General features: G+C 58.1%; 22 protein-coding genes, 1 tRNA gene and 1 pseudogene. 11 read left to right on the forward strand and 13 right to left on the reverse strand.

What is annotated here, in order from left to right:
• Window positions 1-165 precede the first annotated feature (165 nt).
• Together ASG47_RS04200 and ASG47_RS20555 are read right to left on the reverse strand one after the other, a co-directional pair.
• A complete protein-coding gene (locus tag ASG47_RS04200; RefSeq protein WP_061907505.1) occupies window positions 166-834 on the reverse strand; it encodes a hypothetical protein in 669 nt (222 codons plus the stop codon).
• Window positions 835-887: 53 nt separating this feature from the next.
• Window positions 888-1,238: a hypothetical protein gene (locus ASG47_RS20555; protein WP_156463982.1), complete on the reverse strand. Its 351-nt coding sequence runs from the start codon at window positions 1,236-1,238 to the stop codon at window positions 888-890.
• 165 nt (window positions 1,239-1,403) lie between these two features.
• On the opposite strand from ASG47_RS20555, the gene ASG47_RS04205 reads away from it, so the two are divergent.
• Together ASG47_RS04205 and ASG47_RS20560 are read left to right on the forward strand one after the other, a co-directional pair.
• Complete coding sequence (locus ASG47_RS04205; RefSeq protein WP_061907506.1) at window positions 1,404-1,700, forward strand: hypothetical protein; 297 nt, start codon at window positions 1,404-1,406, stop codon at window positions 1,698-1,700.
• Between the two features lie 257 nt (window positions 1,701-1,957).
• Window positions 1,958-2,416: a hypothetical protein gene (locus ASG47_RS20560; protein ID WP_156463983.1), complete on the forward strand. Its 459-nt coding sequence runs from the start codon at window positions 1,958-1,960 to the stop codon at window positions 2,414-2,416.
• 172 nt (window positions 2,417-2,588) lie between these two features.
• Here ASG47_RS20560 and ASG47_RS04210 read toward each other — a convergent pair whose 3' ends face one another.
• The 3 genes from ASG47_RS04210 to ASG47_RS04225 form a co-directional block, all read right to left on the reverse strand.
• Window positions 2,589-2,891, reverse strand: a complete 303-nt coding sequence (locus ASG47_RS04210; RefSeq protein ID WP_061907507.1) for a hypothetical protein — start codon at window positions 2,889-2,891, stop codon at window positions 2,589-2,591.
• Window positions 2,892-3,219: 328 nt separating this feature from the next.
• On the reverse strand, window positions 3,220-3,471 hold the full coding sequence (locus ASG47_RS04220) for a hypothetical protein (protein ID WP_061907509.1): 252 nt from the start codon (window positions 3,469-3,471) through the stop codon (window positions 3,220-3,222).
• 203 nt (window positions 3,472-3,674) lie between these two features.
• Window positions 3,675-4,019, reverse strand: a complete 345-nt coding sequence (locus tag ASG47_RS04225) for a hypothetical protein (protein WP_061907510.1) — start codon at window positions 4,017-4,019, stop codon at window positions 3,675-3,677.
• A 275-nt stretch (window positions 4,020-4,294) separates the two neighbouring features.
• Here ASG47_RS04225 and ASG47_RS20565 point away from each other — a divergent pair, with 275 nt between their 5' ends.
• Window positions 4,295-4,726 (forward strand): NUDIX domain-containing protein, encoded by a 432-nt coding sequence (locus tag ASG47_RS20565; RefSeq protein ID WP_156463984.1) that lies wholly within the window; start codon window positions 4,295-4,297, stop codon window positions 4,724-4,726.
• A gap of 611 nt (window positions 4,727-5,337) precedes the next feature.
• Window positions 5,338-5,550 (forward strand): DUF4287 domain-containing protein, encoded by a 213-nt coding sequence (locus ASG47_RS04240; protein ID WP_061907513.1) that lies wholly within the window; start codon window positions 5,338-5,340, stop codon window positions 5,548-5,550.
• 267 nt (window positions 5,551-5,817) lie between these two features.
• On the opposite strand, the gene ASG47_RS04245 is transcribed toward ASG47_RS04240, so the two are convergent.
• From ASG47_RS04245 to ASG47_RS04260, 4 genes are all read right to left on the reverse strand, one after another.
• Window positions 5,818-6,768: a GNAT family N-acetyltransferase gene (locus ASG47_RS04245; RefSeq protein WP_061907514.1), complete on the reverse strand. Its 951-nt coding sequence runs from the start codon at window positions 6,766-6,768 to the stop codon at window positions 5,818-5,820.
• 345 nt (window positions 6,769-7,113) lie between these two features.
• On the reverse strand, window positions 7,114-7,521 hold the full coding sequence (locus tag ASG47_RS04250; protein WP_061907515.1) for a DUF1810 domain-containing protein: 408 nt from the start codon (window positions 7,519-7,521) through the stop codon (window positions 7,114-7,116).
• Window positions 7,522-7,642: 121 nt separating this feature from the next.
• Complete coding sequence (gene glsA, locus ASG47_RS04255; protein ID WP_061907516.1) at window positions 7,643-8,617, reverse strand: glutaminase A; 975 nt, start codon at window positions 8,615-8,617, stop codon at window positions 7,643-7,645.
• A 271-nt stretch (window positions 8,618-8,888) separates the two neighbouring features.
• Window positions 8,889-9,572, reverse strand: a complete 684-nt coding sequence (locus ASG47_RS04260; protein ID WP_156463985.1) for a DUF2270 domain-containing protein — start codon at window positions 9,570-9,572, stop codon at window positions 8,889-8,891.
• A 170-nt stretch (window positions 9,573-9,742) separates the two neighbouring features.
• Here ASG47_RS04260 and ASG47_RS04265 point away from each other — a divergent pair.
• The 4 genes and pseudogenes from ASG47_RS04265 to ASG47_RS04280 all read left to right on the forward strand — a co-directional run bounded on the left by ASG47_RS04265 (window position 9,743) and on the right by ASG47_RS04280 (window position 13,438).
• Window positions 9,743-11,511: pseudogene (locus tag ASG47_RS04265) on the forward strand (SLC13 family permease).
• Window positions 11,512-11,698: 187 nt separating this feature from the next.
• Window positions 11,699-11,769: transfer RNA gene (locus ASG47_RS04270), tRNA-Gly, on the forward strand.
• A 64-nt stretch (window positions 11,770-11,833) separates the two neighbouring features.
• Window positions 11,834-12,274: a helix-turn-helix domain-containing protein gene (locus ASG47_RS20905; RefSeq protein WP_061907517.1), complete on the forward strand. Its 441-nt coding sequence runs from the start codon at window positions 11,834-11,836 to the stop codon at window positions 12,272-12,274.
• A 54-nt stretch (window positions 12,275-12,328) separates the two neighbouring features.
• Window positions 12,329-13,438: a Fic family protein gene (locus ASG47_RS04280; RefSeq protein WP_061907518.1), complete on the forward strand. Its 1,110-nt coding sequence runs from the start codon at window positions 12,329-12,331 to the stop codon at window positions 13,436-13,438.
• Window positions 13,439-13,479: 41 nt separating this feature from the next.
• On the opposite strand, the gene ASG47_RS04285 is transcribed toward ASG47_RS04280, so the two are convergent.
• On the reverse strand, window positions 13,480-13,668 hold the full coding sequence (locus ASG47_RS04285) for a hypothetical protein (protein ID WP_061907519.1): 189 nt from the start codon (window positions 13,666-13,668) through the stop codon (window positions 13,480-13,482).
• 146 nt (window positions 13,669-13,814) lie between these two features.
• On the opposite strand from ASG47_RS04285, the gene ASG47_RS04290 reads away from it, so the two are divergent.
• The 3 genes from ASG47_RS04290 to ASG47_RS04300 are packed head-to-tail and all read left to right on the forward strand — an operon-like array spanning window position 13,815 to window position 20,109.
• Entirely contained in the window at window positions 13,815-15,107 is a 1,293-nt protein-coding gene (locus ASG47_RS04290; RefSeq protein WP_061907520.1) for an NHLP bacteriocin system secretion protein, read from the forward strand.
• The gene (locus tag ASG47_RS04295; protein WP_061907521.1) at window positions 15,104-17,254 is read left to right on the forward strand and encodes a cysteine peptidase family C39 domain-containing protein; all 2,151 of its coding nucleotides are present in this window, start codon (window positions 15,104-15,106) and stop codon (window positions 17,252-17,254) included. The genes ASG47_RS04290 and ASG47_RS04295 overlap by 4 nt, the downstream gene beginning before the upstream one ends.
• Complete coding sequence (locus ASG47_RS04300) at window positions 17,251-20,109, forward strand: ATP-binding cassette domain-containing protein (protein WP_061907522.1); 2,859 nt, start codon at window positions 17,251-17,253, stop codon at window positions 20,107-20,109. Before ASG47_RS04295 ends, ASG47_RS04300 begins: the two co-directional genes overlap by 4 nt.
• Window positions 20,110-20,157: 48 nt before the next feature.
• On the opposite strand, the gene ASG47_RS04305 is transcribed toward ASG47_RS04300, so the two are convergent.
• From ASG47_RS04305 to ASG47_RS04315, 3 genes are all read right to left on the reverse strand, one after another.
• A complete protein-coding gene (locus ASG47_RS04305) occupies window positions 20,158-20,928 on the reverse strand; it encodes a hypothetical protein (protein ID WP_061907523.1) in 771 nt (256 codons plus the stop codon).
• Window positions 20,929-20,969: 41 nt separating this feature from the next.
• Window positions 20,970-21,707, reverse strand: coding sequence for a hypothetical protein (locus tag ASG47_RS04310; RefSeq protein WP_061907524.1), 738 nt, complete (start codon window positions 21,705-21,707; stop codon window positions 20,970-20,972).
• A gap of 107 nt (window positions 21,708-21,814) precedes the next feature.
• Window positions 21,815-23,560, reverse strand: coding sequence for a uracil-xanthine permease family protein (locus ASG47_RS04315; protein WP_061907525.1), 1,746 nt, complete (start codon window positions 23,558-23,560; stop codon window positions 21,815-21,817).
• Window positions 23,561-23,591 lie beyond the last annotated feature (31 nt).

A 23,591-nucleotide genomic window follows, 5' to 3' on the forward strand; every position in this document is an offset into this window, starting at 1 on the left:
CTCGAGCTTGAACTCCCGGCCTCGAGCTTGAACTCCCGGCTGAACTTGCGTCTCTCCATCAAAACTCTCCAGTTCCAAAAACACCTTATCTTGGTGTCCTCAAAACCGGCAGCAGCTCAATATGATAGAACCTGCCAAGTTGTTCTGGTCAACTTCACCCGAGGTCTAGCCGCGGCGCTTCACCACGTTCGACATGGTTGGTCTTAGGTGAACCTCTTTCAGGTTTGCCGCGTCCACCAGTCTGATCCCGCTGACAAGATCGAAGCCTTCGAAGTAAGTTCCCAGAGCAATCGGATCAGCTTCCCTGTAAATGCCGGTGGCTTTTTCGATGTGGGCTATGAACAGGTGGGACTGCTTCGGCCATGCCGCAATGTTGAACGAGATTTCCACCAGCATCTTTGCGACATCGCGACGTTTCAAAAGGAAGCGAAGTCCCTCGCCATGCACGCGCACAGTCGTCTCAGCGCGGCGGATTAACTGCACCTGATCGGGTCTTGCCGCAACTAAGGCTTCCACAATGCCGCGCGTGACAATACCATGTGCGTCTGGTCCATTGCGGAAATCTGCCGCCACGCCAACGTGCACAAATCGCTGCCACCAGTCTCCACCATCATTCGTTACCCGAACAAGACCTGGTGCCAGCGAGGGAGTAAACAGCACGTATAACGCTGGGAATGCTCCGAGGCTGAAACCCTCACTGTTCAAGAGCCAAGCGATCCGACGGCCAAAAGCGACTGCCTCTTCCTGCCCATCCAAATAGGAATGAGAATTAGAGCTCTGACCGGCAAACAGCCTGATGTCGGTGATTAGCGAAGGACGCCCGTCTTTTGTCATAGGCCACCACTGCTAAGAGCCCATTTGTTCATAGGTTGAGAGGTTGGACCCGATCAGCCGGGTGCCTCAGCAGAACGCGCACGCAATATCGTCTCTTCTAGGATCTGGCGCTCTTGCCGATTCAATCTGGCGCCCGTGACTGATTGGCTGGACCCTGTCAACGGCGGCGACATCTCGACGACATCCAAAGGACCGTACAGGCCTCTTAACATTCGCCTCAGCCTGGATGAGTTCCGCGCGCCCCACACGCCCAGGTAATCAGGCGAAGAAGGCGTCCCAAAAGTCATGCCGCCGCCGAAATACCACCAGAAAATCTCTTCCTTGCCAAATGCCGAAACCACATCAGCATAAGCAGCAGCTGAGCAGACTTTGTCACCTAAACGGAAGTTATGAACGCGAACCATTCTTTGACCCGGACTGACGCGGGTCAGGATGGACGAAACGTGAAACGCCGTCTAGCGGTCGCCACTCAATGTTAGGGAGGCACCCCTCGCGGTCAGGTCCTTGGTGTGGACGATTTCGCAGACACTAAGTAAGGTGACGCCCCGGGATATCTGGAGACGAATGTGATGCAAAAGTTTGCCACAAGCGCAGAAATTCTCCAACGAGCAAGGATCCCAAATGGCGTCATCGTAACGCTTTATAGTTCTGACGCCGAAGATTTCAAAGATGGAAGAAATCTAATCGCGACCAACTTCGACGGTACGGTGCGCTGGAGAGCTAAACCGGTCAATCACGGTTCCCGTGACTGTTTCACCGGGATCTTTTGGGATGGGTATACACTCAAGGCGAACACCTTCTCTTGCTACCAAGTAGCAGTTGATGTTGACGACGGTAGCGTCGTGGTACTCGCCTTCACGAAGTAGCTGCGCTCGAATGCTCGGAGGGTGGCAGCAAGTGACCCCACTCTGGTCATTTGGGGGCCTGCCGCCTAGTCGCCGCAGAATATTTGGGTAAGACCCAATATCGTGAGCAAGCGGAGAGAATACTCGACTAGGTACTGCTATCCATTTTGGCCTTGCAAACACCAAGCGGAGAGAATACTCGACTAGGTACTGCTATCCATTTTGGCCTTGCAAACACTCGGCCATGCAGCCTCCATTAGCCAGAGGTGTAAAAGAGAGTGAAAAGACCTAAAATTGGCGATGTTATTGAAATAAGAACAAGAAAGGGTCTGGCCTACGCTCACTTTTCACACAAGCACCCCCAATATGGGGCTCTTTTGCGAGTGTTTGGCCAAACCTATAACGCCCGCCCCGAAAACTTCAGCGCACACATGAACGCAGAGCCCACGTTCATTTGTTTTTTTCCTCTTGGTGCCGCCGTCAACCGAGGGATAGTCTCCATTGCAGGACATGTAGATATCCCGGCAGATGCTCGCGAGTTCCCAATTTTTCGAGCGGGTATGCCAGGTCGTGATATGCGGGAAGGTAGCCCATGGTGGCTTTGGGATGGCGAGAAAGAGTGGCGGGTCGGAACGCTCAGCCCGTCACAGCGTAAACTCCCCATTCGCGGAGTGTGGAACGATACTCTACTGATAAAACGGATCGAAGACGGCTGGACACCAGAAACAGCTGCTTGATGCTGCTGGGGAATGGCCGTTTTTAGCAAGCCTAGTCAAATGTGAACTACTGTCCGGTCATGGTAGGCTTTTGAGAAACGTCCCGAGTGCGTCCCCCTCCTATTAGTGCCATAGGGTTAGAGGTTGGACTCGGTGGGCGTCGGGGCGCAGGCTGCGAAGAGTATAACTGCCTTTATGCGTTGGTCTGGGTCACTTGGATCAGCACATCCGAAACTTCATCGATCAAAACCGCGCCCCAAGTCTGCCTTGCTCCGTCTACTCTATTCAGTCGGAGGCGGAGAATATCGGCAGCCCGTCGAGCTGCCAATTCAGGAAACGTCGCCTTTACGGCGTCTGGCAACCAGCCTTGCGGGTTACTCTTCCGAAGGTCTGCTTTCTTGGTCTCTCCCGCAAAAGTAAAGGTGTAAGTGAACGTTGGCATTTCATCACTCGGTGGTAGGTTGAAATCAAACGTCGCTAGATCGGATTCGAACATGCGCAAGCCAGATATATTTGCCGACCTATCACTGTACTTTCCAGAGTTCGGCGGCAGGGCCAAACCACTAACCTCAGACTTTCGCGTCCCATGCAAGGTCTCGCGAACAGCGACGAACGCCTGGGACGTAAGGATGTATTTTGACGGAGGTCCGATTTATGCCGGGGAAACTAGGAGAGTCGGCCTTCTCTTTCTGACCTCCGAAGGCGAACAGGCTATTCGAAAGGCGGGTAAATTTTTCATTTGGGAAGGGAGAATTGTGGGCGAGGCGACCGTTTGCACCAAAGAACCAGATTTTTCGGGGTAGTCACCTGATTAGAGGTTGGACTCATTGCTCGTCCAGTTGAACAGGCTCAAACAGCCCGGCGAATGGCGCGTCGGGTGACACTAAGCGCCATGTTTCGCCAGTTTCGGAGTGTCTGAACCAGAGCTCCTGAAATGTGGTGGCGCCAGTATAGGGCGCAGCTACCCGAACCGGAAAAACTTGGTGCGCTTCGACCTGCTTCGAAATCCAAGTTTCGAAGCGTTCAAACTCACCCAAGCTTCGAAATCCGTAGATTTCTTCCCACTCCACGCTCATCACTTCTCCCGATCGCACTTGCTGCGTCGCAAAAGCTGAACGTCATCGCCATTACTGTCAATTGTTGGGGCGAAGGGATGCTAGATGGCTTTTGGGTAGGGGACTGATGCCGACCCCACTATTGCCGTTGACGCTATATATGGCCCTGTCCCGAAAGCGGACGTGCGCAGCCCCGTCGTTCCCCTTAGGGAAGAGGCATCCTCTTACGCTTCAAAATCCTGCCGAAGTAAAATGGCATTTCCCCAGTACGAAACCACTGCTGGCGAGGTGAGCAGTAGCTCGACCCATGCATACCTCTCGATACCAAATCTGTCTCCGCGGTCACTGAGACCACCCGAAAGACGATAAACGCCTTCGGGCGAGATGAATTTGCGTTCGACATCTAGCAGAAGTTCAACGCCATCGTAGGTAAGCCGAACTTGGTATTGGTCGCTGTCGTCGGCGACGACGAGATAGGTATCTCCATTGTCCGACCGCCGAACCGCAATATGCCTACGGCCAAAGCCAGCAAAATCGTCATCGCCGATCCGTTGCCAATCTTCTGACATCGATGGATAGCCCTTCTGCCAGTGGCGGCTGATTTGTGTGGACTATGCCCGAAAGCCGCCAGTCCGCAAGCCACCCCGATTGAGCCCTTTGCCACGTCCGATGTAGATGGCAGCCTATAGGGACCCGCTCAACGGTTCAATATGACCGAAATGGGGCGTACGGCAGACTGGCAGTGTCCGACCCCATTTCGGCCGTTGCAGCTAGATTGAGTGTTTGCTGGAAGCGAACATCAGCCTTAGTGTTCGAGGAAGGGAATGGTTTCGGGGGACGATGTGTGACCGAGAAGGTATGTGCGCTGCCTTACCGCAAAATGTCGAGCGGTTTGGAAGTCTTATCGTTCTTGCATCCACTTGCTGGTCGCCAGTTCGTAAAGGGCACCTTGGAAATTAACGAGGCGCCTGCAAGCGGGGCGTTTCGTGAGCTGCAAGAGGAGAGCGGCCTGTCGCCTGCGTTGAGTCCAAACTTGTTGGGCCAAGACGTGCTCGGTTCTCCTCCCGTCCGGTGGCAGTTTTACGCATTCGAGACCAAAGACCTTCCGGATAGCTGGGTACATTGGACGGAAGACGGAGGTGGCCTGTTGTTCTCCTTCTTCTGGCATCCGCTCGAAAGAGACCTCGATTCGGACTGGCACCCAATCTTCCATCAAGCTTATCGGACTATCCGGTCGTACCTGCCACTCGTTGCTCGACCATCTGATCCAGCTTGAATCGACGGCTACGTGGCCGGCTGGAGCCGACCCCATCGCGGTCGGAGTGACTAGCTGGATTGCCAAAAGCAGCCAGACGTCGATAATCTTGAAAATCATCGACAGGAGCGGCTATGGCTTTTCTAGACGGCGAGGTCTGGCACAAGGTGGTCCACCCTTCAGGGCACAAAACTCTGGAAGTTGTTCTAAGGCCAGATGGGGTTGGGCGGTTCGTGGAGTGGACACAGGAGCACGACGAATACTCCGGAGACTATTGGGCGCCAAGTTTTGAGTCAGGGCTGTATTCTAGCGCTGAAGATGCACTTGCGGAGGCGCACAAGGTTCTTGGCTGGCTCAAAGCGGCAGATTGAGTGCAGCTTCGACTGCTTATTGCTTGGCCTGGACCAATAGCCGACAGTCCGCAAACCACCCCACTATGGCCACGTCGGCCACTTAAGCGGACTGACAGCTTTCGGGAAGTCGCGGCGGCTCACCAAACGGCCGAAATAGGGGCGCGTGACAGACAAGCTAGGTTCTTTCATAGACGGTTGATAACTGGCACACTATCAAACGCGTTTTCGTTGGCTGTCTACAGTGACCGGCCATAGTCTTCGGAGGGGGAGCTTCGCACCGTGGCAGACGATCAGGCCAAAGGACCCGCCTCATATTTTCCTTCTATCGAGAAGAAGTATGGCCGACCAATTGCCGATTGGCAGGATTTGGTGCGCCGAAGCATGCCCGCAAAACATATGGAATTAGTCGCCATGCTGAAGCACGATCATGGCATGGGTCATGGCCACGCAAATGCGATCGTTGCCCATGTCTTGGCAGAGGACAAAACCTAAGCTTCCTGCCGTCGATGATATGAGGCAGCTTGGATTGGGATGCCAAATGCCGACTGTCCACCTCCCACCCGTTGAAGACCTCTTAGGGCATTGAGCCGAGTCCGCTTTTGGGATTTCGATGACGGTGGTTTAGCGGCAGAAATGGGGCGCTTTGCTGCCTTGGCAGGTCTGGACCCCGTTTCGGGCATCGCGCACGTGGCATCCGAAAAGCGGACACGGCCTCCCAGCGACGTCAGACTGGACAATATCGCCGGGATTCTAGAGTAACTAGGAGGCGTCACGCCGCGCCTTGACCGCGTTTCGGAAAACTGGATGGGCGTTGAGCCTTTCAAGCGCCCAGTGATGTTCGAGCCATTCTGCTCGGCCTTTCCAACCACGCTCCACCAGCCGCTCGACGGCTACTACCGCCTTGCAATGCTCCCCAGCCAAGACCCAAGCGACCGCCGCGTGAAAATCGAGCCACACAATTTCCGAGGCACCTGTTTCAAAATCTGCAGCCAGTTCGCGGCAATAGGAGCTATCGAGGTCACCGTCATTTTCAGCAGGTACACTCGCACTAAAGGCTTGGTAGCGATCCGCCACTTCAAACCCTAGAGCCGTAGCAACCTTCTGAGAACGGGTATTCGAGGCGTGACAGTGCCAGGCAAAGGCCGAGACGCCCTGCTTGCCGGCTCGATGAATAGTGCCGCAGGCTGCAATTTTTGCCAGACCGCGCCCTCGATAGGCAGGATGTGTCCAAACGCCGAATTCAGCGTATCCATCGACGTGCATATCCACTGAACAGCGCGAGACGATCTTGTCCGCATGAGTGATTGATACATCCATGGGCTGACGACCGGCGCTGAGTTCGAAGCTGCTGGGCACTGCAAAGAAACGCTCACAGGTGCCCTTCAGGATGAGCCGCACCCGGTCGTGCGCAATCATAAAGCGGTTAGGCAGGACGTCGCGAATGACGGGAAGCCAGGATTCATCAGGGTAGACATAGTCCCAATCTGAAATCGCTTCCGCCTGATTGCCGAGATTGGAACTGGGATGACCGGCGAGATAAAGGCCTTCCGGGCCACGCAGAATGGTCTGGCGAGGTGAGCTTAGATCGTCGACCCAAACCTGGCCGAGAGAAGGATCGTTGAGAACGGCCCTAACACTGCCGTGTCGAAGACGAAGTTCGCTATAAAATGGTGCGATGGCTGCAAAGCCATGTGGTCTGAGCTCGAACAAGATAGAAATTCCTGGTGTCAGCTCCATGAGGGGCTGTATTGGAAGGAAGCTGCGACGCTGTCGTCGCGCAAGACACGCCAAATGAACGGCGGGTTGCATCTGTCTTGTGCATATATACCTCCTTCTACTCGGAATTCCCGATGACCTTAGCTGAGCAGAACTTCAGCCGTCAACGAAGAGGGCACAGTCCTTTCAATCCAACCGAACATGTACGGTGCTATTGTCAGATCAGCAGGGTCAGCTTTCGATGTGCTCAATCATGATGCAGACATATAGCCTAGTTGCGAACTGCATGGGCTCCCACCAAGTGGTGCAGTACCTATGCCAAAGATAAAAGAGGACTTTTTAGAGCAGGCGCGTTGTTTCGCGGTCTTCTTTGCCTTCATAGAAAGCGCGAAGCGCTTGCTCGAACAGAAGATCCTCTGGTGCTGCATGAGCAAACAATGTCATGCAGGATCTAAATTTTAGATCGTCCGGGGTTCCGAAGATCTCATGTGCGGTGCGGCTCTCCTGGTGACGCATTACAGACTGGGTCGCTGCGCGAAGCCGGCTCCCTAAAATCGGATGGTTGAGATAAAGCGCTGCCTCTTCATTTCCAGCAAGCGCGAAGCGGTCTGACATTGCGGAGTGTCCGAGCCCACGAATTTGAGGAAATACGAACCACATCCAGTGGCTGCGTTTTCTTCCCTGCTTCAGCTCGACCAGCGCCTGTTCGTAGATGGGATCCTGCGCAGCGATGAAGTGCTCAAACATCTTAAATCTCTAGGTAGATTGGCTTTGTCGTCGATATTGAGGAAGTAGAGCGTTCCTCTCGAGTGGGCGTCCCCAATGTGCCGCTTCACAGCCAAACATCAGCGGTCGGCCCGCCCTCAAGTCATTCTCGGGTGGAGCCAAATACCGACCAATCGGTCCACTTTGCCAAAAGTTCGAGACCCAGAACCCCAAGCCAACTATTGCCCATGGGGTCAAGCGCCGGCGACCACGTCGCGATCGAAGCCACATGCGGTGCGATAGCCAGGATACCCCCGCCGACTCCGGACTTGGCTGGAAGCCCCACTCTATAGGCGAAGTCGCCAGACCCGTCATACATACCGCACATCATCATGATCGCAAGAATCCGCCGCGACCGCCTTGCCGCTTGCAGTCCGCGGTCCGAACGGGTGTCTTGCCCTTCCTGCATCAGAAACCGGCCAGCCTGTGCAAGGCCCGCACAATCCAGTTGGATGGCGCATTGATGCACATAGGCCTCCATGACGTCAGATACGTCATGTTTGAGGTTCCCATGGTGCTTGGCCATGAACATCAACGAGCGATTGAGATCACCTCCGGAGCGATCGCTTTCCATCACCGCTTCGTTAAATTGGATCTCCGCCTCATCGAGTTGGCGCGATATAAAATCTGCGACCGTATGGTTGGTGGCGCGATCACCGATGCCCAGAAGTGCATCGACCACGACCAGCGCACCAGCGTTGATGAATGGATTGCAGGGGATACCCGCTTTCCGCTCGAGATCGATGATGGAATTGAAGGCATCGCCCGAGGGTTCGCGGCCGACCCTAGTCCAAAGCTTCTCACCCAGTCCTTCAATTGCGACCTCTAGAGCAAAGACCTTGGAAATCGACTGAATGGGAAATACTGTTTCTGCGTTTCCCGCCTGGTACAGCTTGCCGTCACTGGTGAAGACAGCGATCCCGAACTTGTCGAAATCCGCTTTTCGTGGCTTTGGCTTCGCCGCTCGTTCCGCAGCGACAACCGCTTCTTCATAGATTTTTGGGGCTCGCGCCTTCACTTCATCCACAATGCTGACCAAAATAGGCTGAAGCGTTTCTGTCTCGGCGTCGATCTTCATATCGTTTCCTCGAAAGTCGCGGATCAACGGATGACTGGACCAAAAGTCATCGGATCTGATGAATTAAACCCCTTAGGAAATCGACCGATCGCTTTAGTGACGTTTGGAGCGAAGCTCGGAAAAATCGTCCACTCGCGGAAAACGTGGTCTGAGCAGTCAAGGCTCATATGGCACGCTTGCCGATCATCCACGAGAAGCGCAACGAGGCGCTCTGAATGACTGTATCAACGTTGTGGCGTCAGTCGGGGAGGGGATTGGAGGCTCAAATTGGTCAGACGTGAACCTCATCACCGCCGCGGTCCTTGCCTTTGAGGCAGGCTATGGCCAGGCATAGGTAGAAGGTCGCCATAATGCCGATGACCAGCCAGCCAGGCACTGGTCCAATAGCTGCATGTCCAACAATCGTCGCTATTGGACGAGACGGATCGAAATAGACGCCCGCCTGCAGGTCTGGCGAGGCAATTTTTACGATCCAGGCACAGAGGAGGATGAGAAACATCCAGATGTAATTGCGCCGCAGACGACGCCTCAGCGCCAGGGTCAGGGTGATCCTGAACTTGGGATGGCGCAGATCCTGTGCCAGCATTTTGAGCCAAGGCTCGGGTCCGCCCTGAGGATCAGCCTCAAAAAACTGCCCGAAATAGTGGCGCTCGAACTGTCGGATACGCATGCGATAGAGATCATAAAAGCGATAGCGGCGCGCCTCGACAAAAAGCATCAGCAGGATGATCACCATGGCAAAGATAGTCAGACCATGATGCGCGTTGGCATTTGAGAGGGCTACGGACAAGAGTGCGGCAACAACGGTAATGGCCCAATTGCTCGTGAGGTCGATCCGGGCTCGCCAGGCATTCATCCGGGTCATTTCCGCCCGATAGTAGTGGATCATCAGGTTCGTTGCCTCGACCGAATTGGTCGGCAATGTAGGCGTTACGATGGGTGGTAGGTCGGGCATCGCCGGTCCAGTTAGTGGCGCATGAACTTTCTTGTTCTTGGAGGACACGAAGCTGGCGGCATTGATATGGTTGCATAGCCCTAGCTGAATTGCTGGCAAATAATCCACGAGCATCGCCGGCGCTTTTTGTCCGTGCACAGCGTTGGAGGCTCGTCACCGAAGCCCGATGCATGGCCTCCCCTCAACTGCTTGCCTTCGCCATCATCCGTTTGATGATGACTGCATACGTCTGGGGGAGATGGCGCTACGACATTGTTGCCGCCGGAGCTCTGCTTGCTGCGGTGGCGGTGGGCATTGTTGCGCCAGAGGATGCCTTTTCCGGGTTTTCCGACGACATTGTCATTATCGTCGGGAGCGCTCTGGTCGTAAGCGCAGCCGTAGCCCGCTCAGGTGTGGATGGAGGTGGCTGTTCGTCGTTTCGCACCAAGGATCAGCATGCCACGCGTCCAGCTCATCTTACTGGTTGTTGTCGTGACCATTCTGTCTGCCTTCATCAAAAACATCGGCGCCTTGGCAATCATGATCCCAATTGCCTTTCAGATGGCGCGGAAGTCAGGGGTGTCGCCGTCCCTGTTTTTGATGCCGATGTCTTTCGGCTCGCTGCTCGGCGGGCTGATGACCCAGATCGGAACCTCCCCCAAGATTATCGTGTCGCGTGTTCGCGAAGAGCTTACCGGTGTGCCTTTCACCATGTTCGATTTCACCCCTGTCGATGCCGCTTTGGCTCTGGCCGGGGTAGTATTCCTTGGGCTCTGCTACAAGCTGCTGCCGGCCCGGTCGCGCGAAAATGCGTCGATGGAGACGGCCCTCGAAATCAACAATTACACCACCGAAGTTCATGTCCCAACCGATTCCACAAGCGTGGGTCAGACGATTGCCGACGTGCAGCGTCTGGGCGGCGGGCAGGCCATGGTCTTGGGTGTCGTTGGCAGCAATTGTCGGCGCCGGGTTCCCCTACCGGACGCGCTGGTGAGGGAGGGTGATCTTCTGCTGCTCGAGGGCGAGCCGGAGGCACTCGACAAGATCGTGGCGCAGGGCAAGTTGGCGTTTTCGGAACGCCGGGACGCCGCTATTGCCTCCGAAGATACGGGTGTTGTTGAGGCCGTCATTGGAGAGCACTCGAGCTTGATTGGACGCAGTGCCAGGGAACTCACATTCTTCGACATGACCGGGCTTAACCTCTTGGCCGTCAGCCGTCGGGAGAAGCGGTTCACTGAGCGGCTTGCAGAGATTAAATTTCTCAATGGTGATGTCATCGTACTGCAAGGCAATCTCAAGGATTGCCCGACAAGTTGCGGCAATGGGACTGCCTGCCGCTGGTCGAGCGCAACCTCAAGCTCGGAAGCGTGCGGAACGGTCTGATACCGCTGGTCATCTTGGCCCTTGCCATGGGCAGCACTGCACTGGGCCTTGTTCCCGTGCCCTTGGCTTTTTTTGCCGCTGCCGTCCTAATGCTTTTGACCCGCACCGTGCCTTTGCGCGAGGTTTATAGTCATCTCGACGCTCCAATCCTGATCATGCTCGCAGCGCTTATTCCCGTTAGCGACTCTCTGCGCACAACGGGTGCGACAGGGTTAATCGCACACTGGCTCTCCGAGACGGCGAGCGTTCTACCACCCTATGGGGGGGCCTTGCGCTCATCATGGTTGCAGCGATGGCGGTTACGCCCTTCCTTAACAATGCCGCAACGGTGCTCGTCATGGCGCCCATCGCTGCGACCTTCGCGACCGGACTGGGGTATCAGCCAGAGGCCTTTCTGATGGCCGTTGCCATAGGAGCGGACTCGGATTTTCTCACCCCAATCGGGCACCAGTGCAATACCCTCGTCATGGGTCCAGGCGGATATCGCTTCGGTGACTATTGGCGTCTCGGTCTGCCTCTTTCGATTCTGGTCGTGATCATTGCAGTACCAATGTTGATGCTGGTATGGCCTATGTAGAGCGGTACTCGACCCGAAATGTCCCTTGCGGAACGACAGGGCCGCAAAGTGGATGGGGTCGCTAGTTGAGATTTATCAGCATGGTCATGGAGCCCGAGGTTTGACGTCGTCTTAACTGCGGCTAGCCGTGATTCAGTCATGTAAAACGACTGTTGGACTAATTACTGGATGATAAAAGGAACTCATTGCGGGTGTAGCTTAGTGGTAAAGCATCAGCCTTCCAAGTTGGCTATGAGGGTTCGATTCCATTCACCCGCTCGACGAACTTGAAAATCCGAAAATCGTGCGATTTTGTCTCCTGTGAATCATTCAGTAGATTTTCATGCAGCACTATTTATTGAGAAACCTCAGCGAACTCGCTCAGCGGCGCGCCATCCTCATGCGCGAGGAGGCGCAGCTCTGGAATATTTTATCACGTGAGCTGAAAATAGAAGCTGGTCGCCTCGAAGACACTCCATCCGGACCGGTGGGTCGGCCTCGGCAGGCTCAGTTGCCTCCTGAAAAGGGCAGGTTGGACAAGCAAAAGCTCCTTGTCGGCATAGCGGAACCAGCCAGAATGATAGGTATCAGCCGGAGCACGCTTTACAAGGAAATCGGCGCCTCCCGGCTTAGAGTCAGGAAAGCTGGCAAGAGAACGCTGATAGCGGTTGCCGACATCCAGAACTGGTGGGCCAGTCTGGCCGAATGGCTCCATCTGCGATTTGTCTTTTTTCGGCATGCGGTGATTGAGGCGCTTAATCTCCGCATGATGTGCGGCGATTAAGATGGTGCTATGCGGTGAATATCTGATATAAACGCCGCAAATGATGCGGTGATTATGACGTATGTACATGAACGCTACGACTGGCCGGATTTTCGTTGGGACGCCGGCGTCATAGCCGAGCAGCTCGGCGAGGTTCGCCATCGACAAGGACGGCTGGTGGGTCGCATGGAGGCTCTTGGGTTCGCCTTGCGGGAAGAGGCCGTTCTGCGGACACTGACCGAAGACGTCCTGAAGTCCAGCGAGATCGAGGGCGAAATCCTCGACCGCGAGCAGGTGCGGTCCTCCATTGCGCGCCGCCTCGGCATGGATATCGGTGGTCTTGAGCCGGTGGACCGTAACGTCGAGGGCGTCGTCGAAATGATGCTCGACGCCACGCAGCACTATGATGCTCCGCTAACTGCCCAGCGCCTGTTTGGCTGGCATGCCGCTCTCTTCCCGACGGGTCGCAGCGGCATGCATCGGATCACCGTCGGCAACTGGCGACCGGAAGCCGCCGGGCCGATGCAGGTGATCTCGGGTCCCATGGGACGGGAAAGAATTCACTTTGAAGCGCCGGTCGCGACGCGGCTGAGCGCAGAAATGCGTGGCTTTCTCCAATCGTATGAACGCAAGCCCGAAATCGATCTCGTATTGCGGGCAGCCATCGCGCATCTTTGGTTTGTCACCATTCACCCCTTTGAAGACGGGAACGGTCGTATCGCGCGCGCCATCGCCGACATGGCGCTAGCGCGATCGGAACAGAGCCCGCAGCGGTTTTACAGCATGTCGGCCCAGATCCGCACCGAGCGGAATGCCTACTATGATATCCTCGAGGAAACCCAGCATGGCGATCTCGACATTACGGGGTGGCTGCGCTGGTTTCTGGAGTGCCTTGCGCGTGCATTCACAGGCGCGGAAACGATCCTGGAAGCCGTACTGTCCAAGGATCGCTTCTGGGCGGCACATGCAGCCACGCCCATCAACGAGCGGCAGAAGAAGCTGGTGGGCATGCTGCTCGATGGCTTCGAGGGCAAGCTGACCTCCTCGAAATGGGCAAACATTGCCAAGTGTTCGCAGGATACCGCCCTGCGCGATATCGACGACCTGCTCGGCAAGAAAATCCTGGCAAAAGAAGCTGCTGGAGGCCGCAGCACCAGTTACGTACTGGCAGGAACCGCGGCATAGTTGTCTGTCAGGTGACCTGACGTGAGTTATAGAGCGCCGTTCTATAACTCACGCGGGGGGCCTTCGGACTTTGTCCTGTCTTTGTCGCGATCTTTCTGCGCCTTTGGGGCACTCCGTTCAGGGCGATTGTCGAGCGCGATATGCACGAACGCGCTCATGATCCGCCAGACCGACTCCAGATATTCCCGCTTCTTTTCGACCGGCATATCCCAGTCCTCAAGATAGGGCATGAATTCCTCAGGGTCGAACACAGCTCTTGCGTTACGCTATAGTTGGCAGCGCAAGAGACGCTTGAGCGGCATTGCCTGAGCGGAGGCAAGACGCGGTAAAGTATTGCGGTGTAAGCTCCCGCCGTCTGCTGAGGGGGCCTCGCCTTATGGCGCAATCGACCGAACTCTTCCGCCCCGAGGCGATGCAATCGCTGGCCTCGCAGGGCATTTATAAGGATGCCCTGCGCGTTATGCGGCCGCGTCTGTGGGGTGCGGGGCTCGTCGTGGCTGCGGTGATCGTCGGCGGGCTTGTGTGGAGCGCCTTTTTCACCATTCCCGTTTCGGTCAGTGGACAGGGCATACTCCTCTCATCCGGCGGCGTTGCCGATGTGGTCGCCGATGCGGGCGGGCAGGTGCATGAACTGGTCGTTGCGCCGGGCAGCATCGTCTCGGCCGACATGATCATTGCCCGCATCGCCCAACCCGATGTCGCGCTCGAACTTACCGTGGCCCAAGGACAGTTGGCCGACGCGCAGCGGTTTCAAAGCGAACTGATGCGCTTTCAGGAACAGGACCTGTCGACACGCAATGCAGCGCGAGACGCGCGTTTCAAATCGCTTGAGCAGCGTGTATCGGCCATGACGGAGCGGCGCGATGCGTTGGTGGAACAGCGTGAAGATCTGAGCCGGCTTGCCGGGACCGGTATCGTCACGCGCGACCGGCTGATGGGGGCCAATCAGGAGATTTTGGTCATTAATACCCAGATTGCCGACGCCCAGGACGAGCTGATCAGCCTCCAATCGAACGCCGCCATCGAAGCAACCGCCGAAGAACGCGAGCGGCTTGAAGCGGGCAGGGCGGTGACGGAAGCGGAACGCCGGGTGACGAGCCTGTCCGAACAGCTCGATCGCATGGGTGTTGTGCGGTCGCCCTTCGCCGGCCGGGTTGTCGAAGCCAAGGTCAATGTCGGCCAGATGGTGCAGCCGGGAACAGCCGTCGTCACGCTTGAGCGCGCACGGCCGGATCAAGCAGAGCTGACGCCTGTCGTCATAGCCTATGTCGGCTCCGCCGATGGCAAAAAAATCCTGCCCGGCATGAGCGTTGAGGTTTCGCCATCGACGACGCGGCGCGAAGAACACGGCTTTATCCGCGGCACCGTGACCCATGTCAGCGACGTGCCCGCCTCGAGCGCTGGCATGATGCGCACGCTGCAGAACGATCGGCTCGTGCAGTCTTTCGTTCAAACCCTCGTTGCGCCTTTCGAGGTGACAATCGCGCTCGAGACCGATGCGAATGGCCAGCCGGTCTGGTCGTCGCCACGACCTAATCCGCCCCAGATCGACATCGGCACCCTGGCAGACATCCGCGTCACCACCCGCTCCACCTCGCTTCTGGCGCTCGCCATTCCGGCGCTGCGCTATAGTGGCGGGGAAACCTCTGCCCCCGGTGCCGCCCCGTGACCCTCTTGCGCCGCCGCACCCCGACAATTTTGCAGATGGAAGCGGCCGAATGCGGCGCGGCGTGCCTTGGAATCATCCTGGCGCACTGGGGACGGTGGAAGACGCTTGAAGAGCTGCGCACCAGTTGCAACGTGTCGCGCGATGGTAGCTCGGCGCGCTCTATCGTGCGCGCAGCGCGGGCCGAAGGGCTCGAGGTGCAGGCGCTCAAGATGGAGCCGACACATTTGCGCCAATCGCCGCTACCGGCCATCGTCCATTGGGGCATGAACCACTTTGTGGTGGTCGAAAAATTCAGCCGCGGCAAGGTATTCCTCAACGATCCCGCGGTCGGACCGCGTGTCGTCAGCGCGAGCGAGTTCGACGAGAATTTTACCGGCATTGCTCTCCTGATGAAGCCGGGCAGCACTTTCGCCCGTCAGGGCAGCAAGCCTTCATTGCGCCAAGCGGTGGTGGGGCGCCTCAAAGGCAGCGGTGATGCTTTCGCCTTTACCGTTCTTGTGTCCGTGCTGCTCGTCGTGCCGGGCCTCCTCGTGCCAGTCTTTTCACAACTGTTTATCGACCAGATCCTCGTCAACCGGTTCGACAACTGGCTCCTGCCGTTGATTGCAAGCATGGCCGGCTGCGCGGTGCTGATGGCATTTCTCACCTGGTTACAGCGCGAAACGCTGCTGCGACTCGAAACGCGGCTAGCGCTGACTGGTGCCCTGCGGTTCGTCGATCACCTCATGCGCCTGCCGGTCGGCTATTTCAGCCAGCGGCATGCCGGCGAAGTGGCGAGCCGGGTTATGCTCAACGATCGCGTCGCGCAGTTGATGGCAAGCGAAGTCGGCCTCGTTATCTTCAATCTCTTTTCGGCAAGTGCCTATCTCGTCGCTATGACGCTCTATGCGCCCCCGCTTGCCGCCATCATCGCCATCTTCGCGCTCGCCAATTTTTCAATGCTCGTCTGGTCCTCGCGGCAACTTGCCGACGAAAACCGCCGGCTGCTGTCCACCAGCAGCATGCAGTCCGGCTTTGCCAAGCAGGGCATGCAGATGATCGAGAGCTACAAGGCGAGCGGCAACGAGCATTTGTTGCGTGAGCGGCTTTCTGCCATGCAGATGCGGGTGCTCAACCTGCGCCAGGCAATCGCCGGCGCGCAATTGCGGCTAAACGCCATGCCCGGCCTGTCGGCAGTTTTGCTTGGCGGCATCGTGCTGATCGTGGGTGGCAATATGGTGATTGCCGGCGAGATGACGCTCGGCATGCTCGTCGCTTTCCAGGCATTGATGGCAGGCTTTCTCGCCCCGATGACCCAGCTCGTGCAACTGGGCGGCAAGATCCAGGATGGCCAGGCCTATCTGCGCATTCTCGACGATACGCTCAAGCATCCCACCGCGCCCGAATTCGCTGCACCTGCAGCGGCAAAAACGAGCCGCAAGCGGTTGCGTGGCGCAATCACCCTTCGCAATGTGTCCTTTGCCTATTCCCCCGGTGCACCTCTCCTTCTCGACGACATCAGCTTCGAACTTCTCGCGGGCGAGCGGCTAGGCATTGTCGGGGCGTCCGGTTCGGGCAAGTCGACGCTTGGGGGCCTCCTTGCCGGGCTCTACCAGCCGACAAGCGGCAGCATCCTGATCGATGGCGTCGATATAGCGACGTTATCCCGAGACCAGTTGCGACAGTCCCTCGCCTTTGTGGATCAGCGCTCGGCAATCCTTGAAGCCAGTGTGCGCGACAATATCAGCCTCTTCGATCATAGCCTGCCCGATGATCGGATTGTTCAAGCCTCGCGACTTGCCATGCTGCATCAGGTGGTATTGGCGCGACCGGGTGGCTATGGCGCCATGCTGGCCGAAGGGGGCAGCGATCTGGCCGGGGGGCAACGGGCACGGCTCGAACTTGCCCGAGCGCTAGTGCGCGATCCGCGTATTCTCATCATGGACGAGGCGACAGCCGCGCTCGACAATGCCACCGAGGCACAGCTTTTCGCCAACCTCCGGCAGTTGGGCGCCACCCAGATCGTGATCGCCCATCGCTTCACCGCCATTAGGGAATGCGACCGCGTTCTTGTTCTCGATAAGGGGCGCATCGTGCAGACCGGGCGCCCCGACGAATTGCTGAGCACTTCGGGACCGCTCCGCGATTTGATGGCGGAGCCAGCATGAGCACTCAAGCCATCGAACGCGACGACATCGGCTCCGAACCGCAACCGCTGAGCGGTCCGCTCTTTCTGGAAGACCTAGGTCACTGCTATATCGTTGCTGGCGGCGATGTTGGGCTCTTTGCCTCGGACGCGGCTCAAAAACTTGCGCGCCTTCCCGTGGGTCAAATCCCGGCTGGGGGTCTGCTTTTTGGCGCGGCTCCAGGCCTTCTCGGGGAAGAAGGCCTGCTTGGGGTCGGCAGTCCCGATGCCAGAATATTCGAGTTGCCGCAGAACTGGCGCTTTCCGGCGCCCCCCGCCGCCTTTGCTGCCGGGCTCGGGATTTGGCTTACGACGCTTGCTAACGGGATCGGGCAGCGCATCGAGCCGCGACCACGCCCGGAACATCTTGTTTCGGGCAGCCGCTCATCTAGCGGGATCGTCGCCGGGATCGTCGGCTGCGCCGAGGGCATCGCCTGGATAGATTTGCCGAAGGGCGGCGGCCAGCTTTTTGGCATCGAGCCCGTGGAAGGCCTGGTGCCGCTGCCTGCCGGCGCCTGGCTCACCCTCGACAAGGGCGAAGCCTATTCGAGCCTGACTTGGGCCGAAGGCCTGGCGCTCGAGGGCTGGCCCGACGCGGTCGACTGCTTCAACACCGCCGTCAATGAACTCCTGCCCCTCGCACGTGGCTTCACCGAGGCCGATGAGTTCAATCGCATTCGCTCGCGCCAGGCGGCCGAGGATTTGGACGGCCGCCTCGTCCTTGACCGTTTTGCTTCGATCCTTGGAAACCGCACGGATCCCGGGCAGGAGGCCGAGAGCGACGGCCTAATCGACGTCTTACGGCTGATCGGCACCAAGCTGGGTGTGACCATCAAGCGCCCGAGCAAGTCGCGCCTTGCGCAGATGGATTTGGCGCCAAGTCTTGACGAAATTGCCCGCGCCTCGAACATCCGTCTCCAGGCCGTCGCGCTCGAAAACGCTTGGTGGACGAGCGAAAGCGGCACCATGCTTGGGCACCGTCTGTCTGGCGACCCCGTTGCCTTGGTCTGGAACCGCGGCTATGTGGCGCTTGACCGGACTGGCAAGGCGACCCGGATCAACCAACGCAACGCGTCCGAATTCGCTCGAGACGCCCAGCTCGTCTTTGCTCCGCAGCCGGCCAAGCTCAGCTTTACCGAGATGATCCTCTCAAGCACCGCCAATGGCTTGGGCGATATCGTCGCGCTGCTTCTTGCCATTGCGCTGGGCAGTCTCATTGCCCAAGTTCTGCCCATGGCGACGAGCCTGGTTTTCGGGGTCTTGGTGCCCGGCGCCATGCACGATGCGCTGCTGCAAGTGGGCATTCTGATCGTCGTCATTGGGATTGCTGGTTTTGCCGTGCAACTTTCTGGCGATGTCGCCCGGCAGCGGCTGAGCGCACGGGGCGATGCGGCGGTTCACCGGCAGGTCTGGGACAGGGTGACAAGCCTGCCGCTTCCTGTGCTGCGCCGGTTTGCTAGCGCCGACATTGCTGCCCGCCTGTCCTCGGCGATAGCGGTGACCTCCGGCGTCCGTCAATTCGCCTTTGGCGCGGCGGCAACCCTGGGCACGGTGGTCTCGAGCCTTTGGGTCATCGCATCGAACAGCCTGCCGCTGGCGCTGCTTGCTGCGGTGCTCGTAGGCTTGCATGTCCTGGTGGCGAGCCTTGCAGGCTGGTTGCAGGCGCGCGCCTTCTCGCAGGGCGAGCAGATGATGGGAACGGCCGATAGCCAGATGGTGCAGATGGTCAATGCCATCACCAAGCTGCGCAGCGCGGCAGCGGAAGAGCGGGCGGTGATGCGCTGGGGCGAACGCTTTGCACTGCTGCGCGGCAAGCTTGTGAACTCGCGCCGGGTGATGAATTTCTATGAGAGCTGGCTTTCGGCCTACCCAATCCTTGGTTCTGCGGCCCTCTTTGCACTCGTCCACACCATGACAGTATCTACCCCTGCCGGGCAGCCCACCCTTTCTATGGCAGCGGTCGTCGCCTCGATCACCGCGTTCGGACTGATGTTTGCAACGGTAGGCCCTTTCATGCGCTCGGTGCTTTCGGTCGCCTTGCAAAAGCCGAGCTGGGTCTATGCCAAGGGGCTTTTGGAACAGCTGCCCGAGCCGATGGCAGGGCTTTCCGATCCGGGCCGATTGGATGGCGATATCGAATTTGCGGCAGTCGCGTTCGAATATGCGCCGGGCCAAACGGTGCTGCGCAGCGTCAGCTTCCGTGCAGCGCCCGGCGAGATGATCGCGGTCGTCGGCGCCTCAGGCAGCGGTAAATCGACCCTCGCGCGCCTCCTTCTCGGCACCGAAAAACCGGCCGCTGGCGCTGTCTATATTGACGGGCATGATTTGCGCTCTCTCCATCCCAATGCGCTCCGAAGCCAGATGGGCGTCGTGCTGCAGGATGAGAAACTGCCGCCTGGCACCATTCTCGAAGTGGTGCGAGGCGTCACCGGCGCAAGTCTTGAGGCTGTCTGGACAGCCTTAGCCAAGGCAGCGATCGCCGAAGAAATTGCGGCCATGCCGCTTGGCCTTCACACCATGCTGACCGATGCGGGCCGGGCTTTGTCCGGCGGGCAAGTGCAGCGCCTAGCTCTGGCGCGCGCATTGCTGTCCAATCCGGCAATCCTCATTCTCGACGAAGCCACCAGTGCGCTCGACAATCGCACGCAGGCTCGAGCGATGCAGGCCATCCTCGATCTTCGGATCACGCGCTTCGTCATCGCCCATCGCATCAGTACGGTGCGGCACGCCCATCGCATCTTGGTGCTCGATGGCGGCATGGTTATGGAGGCAGGTACCTATGAAGACCTGATCGCCGCCGATGGCGCCTTTGCGCGCATTGCCAAGGCACAGGCATAAAAAAGCGCGGAAACAAAGCTTCCGCGCTCAAAGCAGTTTTGAAACGGCTCAGACGCGGGTGATGGCGCGCATCTGCGCCGTTTCCGCGTCCTTGAGTTCCTTGATGAAATCAATAACCTTCTGCATCATCTCAGTTGTCTGCTGCATCACTTCTTGACGACTGTCAGTCACCTGCTGCTGATACTGGGCCTCTGCGGCGTCGACATGGCCACTAGCCTCATTCTGCTTGGACTCGAATTGGGACGTGTGGCCCATGGTTGAAGTCTGGCCCATGCCTGAAAATGCCTGGCTCATTCCCTGCATCTTTTCCAGGTCCACAGCGTGCTTTTGCTGGCTGAAAGACTGGTCCTGCATCATGCCCGCCTTGTGGGTCATCTTCTCGCTTGCCAGGTCGTTCTTGTCGAAAGCATCCTTCATATCGGCGTGGTCAAAGCCCTTAATCGCGTGCGAGGAACCAGCGATACCAACGCCAGCGCCGATCACCGATGTGATCATCTGCGTGATCGCGCCCTGCATCATAGTGCCTGCCTGATCTTTCATGTGCTCGGCGGCACTCATCAATTCTTTCGTCGCAGCATCGCGCGCTGCGAGACGATCGTTAAGCGCATCATGACGTTGGGATCCCGCCATTTCGACCATGAATTTTTCGAGCATCTTGACGCTTTCGCCGCTGATGCCACCGGGGAACTGCTTCTCGATCATCGCCAGCGCCGCCGCTTGCAGCTCAGCGTGTTCGTCTTCACGCGCATTTTTCGCGCCAACGCCGCCGGTGACCTGGTCGAGTTGGTCGTCATTAAGAGATATAGGTTGGTTGGACACAGTTTCCTCCTGGCTTTGTGCAGCCAAACATAATGCTGGATCTAGACGCCGCGCTTACTTGCGGCCGCAAGTCTTGAAGCCTCAACGACGCTTTCGACGCCGTTTATCGCTTGCGCTTGCGGGGCCATGATTTTGCTGAACATGGCCTCGAACTGGCTGATGACCTGCGCGCGCGCGCTTTCGGGCACTGTCTGAAGGTTCTCGAGGACAAATCCCTTGAGCGCGGCAGCATCCGTGGGGTCAAAGCCAAGGGCCTGCTTGAACTGGTCATTCATGTGCTGCGGGATTTTATCTGGCCCGAGACCCTGGGCCTGCGCGGCCGCAACGACGGAGAAATAGGCCCCAAGCCATTCCATCGAGGCCCCAAGCTTGTCGAAGGCGCTGTTGCTGCGCAGCTTATCCTGCGCCTCGTCAATCTTGCTTTGGGCTTCCTCGAGCTTGTCATGCTTTTCCTGAGCCTGCAGCTTCGCGACCTCATGGTCGGCCTCGATCTTGTGCTGCTGCGTGTTCAGGTCGGCATCGCGCATGCTCATGGCAATCCCGACCAACAAGGCGTCGTTATCGGTAGAAGCAAGCCCGGGCATAGTGGAGATGAACTGGTGCATGGAGGACTGCACGTCCTTGGGCGCCGGAGGCGATGCCTCGGCATCGGGTTGCCGCGAGGTTAGCTCAGCCAATTTGTGCGCCTCGGAAAGATCTTCCCGATCCCCCATCTTGCCAGTGCCACCGGTGATGGCTTCGAGATCCTCGTCCGTCAATTCCATCGGTGGGTTGGTCATTCTGGCCCCTGCTGATCGACGATTATCTTGTGCCAGAAAATCGGAAATCTTTCCATCCCAGATATTTCATCAATATTTCCCGATGAAATCGAGCGTGAAGCAAAACCTCAGTGATCGAAGTTAAGGCGCAGCTCGGCCCGGCCGGATTTCTCGGAAGATTGTACGCGGTCCGCGAGGCGGGTCACGAGCACCGATGAAAGCTGGAGCATGGCAAGATCGAGCGCTGCGTCATCGTCCTCCTCAAGAAGAGCCGACGCATCGATACTGCCGCCTGAGCGGATGGGCAGGGCGACGCCGAGATAAACGAGCCGGCAGGCAAGATTAAATTCATCGAAGCTGGCCTGGAGCGTCACCGGGCCTTTGACCACACCTGCTTCAATTAAGGCTTCGAGCGATTCGCCAAGGGCGATGCCGGCGCGCATGACGACATCCTTGCGCGCGCCCCAGGCCTTGCCATGATGCTCTAGAAAGTCCGTCGCGGCACGTGCGCCATCGCCATCGGGCAGGTCGATCGCAGCGCTTTGCTTGATGCCGATGCGAAAGAGCGCGTTGAGAGCGATTGCAGTCAACGATCCCACAGTAAGGCCGGATTCAACAATCGTCAGGCTCCAGGCGGGTGCCTGGTCGACCAATTGCGGCAGCACCATTACCGAGGTGCCGAGCACGACCGACAAGCCGACCACAAAGGTGCGTTGGGTGTTAAGGAGACGCGAAAGGATGAGGTCCATACCCGCAACGATCAGGAAGCTTGCCGTATAGATCAGGATGCCGCCGATCACCGGCGCGGGGGTGAAGGCTATCAAGCCCGATAGAATGGGAAGGAACCCAACCACGCAAAGCGCCCCGCCCGCCACGAAGCCCACATGGCGGGACATGATGCCCGACGAGTGCGAGAGGCCGATATTGGCGCTCGAAGAGCCGCTCGTCAGCTGGCCCGATAGACCATGAAGCACATTGGCGATGCCGGAGGCCATGATGGAACGAGACACCATAGGCATATCGGCCCGGCGCCATCTGGCATCGTTCAGCTTGTCGAGCGTCAAGGCACAGGCGAACTGGTCCATCGCCGAAAGCAGTTCGGTCAGAAAGATCGGGGCTATGGCAGCTGGGATCAGGACCGGCCAGGGCAGGGGTGTGCTGATGATCGGCACGCCCAGCACCGGCAATTCGGCAATGCCGCTGAACGCATCGAGATCGGTCGTCCCGGCGAGGAACGCAGCCGCAACCCCGCAAATCGTGCCCATCAGCACGGCCATGGTGCGCATCTGCGCGCTGCCCCAAACCGAAAGGGCGACTACAATGGCAACGGTGATCCCGGCAACGATCACCGCGCCGGATGAGACGACGTCTCCGTTGCCAAGACCCGTGCTCCGCTCGACGCCGCCCGCGACCATGGACAGCCCAAGCATCAACACCACGACGCCGATGACTTCCGGCGGGAAAACGGCACGCAGCCGCGGCAAAAACCGCGCCAGGAGGATCACCGCGAGGTTGGAGACAATGATCGCGCCCATGGCCGCGCCAAGGCCGAACTGTACGACCACCGCCACATAAGCGGCGAGCGATAGGGAATTTGGCATGGACACAAGCGGCACGCCGGGGGTGAAGCGCGTCCGCATTGCCTGCAGCATCGTACCAAGGCCAAGTACAAAAAAGCAGGACGCGACATAGTGTGCCGTCTGCGCACTGCCAAGGCCGATGCTTTGGCCCGCGATGACCGCATAGATGCCGAGCATCAGCGAAAGCGCTGCATGCTGCAGGCCGATCAAGATAAGCGTGCCAAGCGGCGGGCGCTCATCGAGCCCGTAGAGGATTTCCTCTGGCTTGTGCCGCTTGCCGCGCGGCGGCGGCATCAGAAGCGCACCGACCTGACGCGCCAGTTGT

Origin of the sequence: Devosia sp. Leaf420, assembly GCF_001425445.1 — a bacterium.
Taxonomy (GTDB): Bacteria; Pseudomonadota; Alphaproteobacteria; order Rhizobiales; family Devosiaceae; genus Devosia.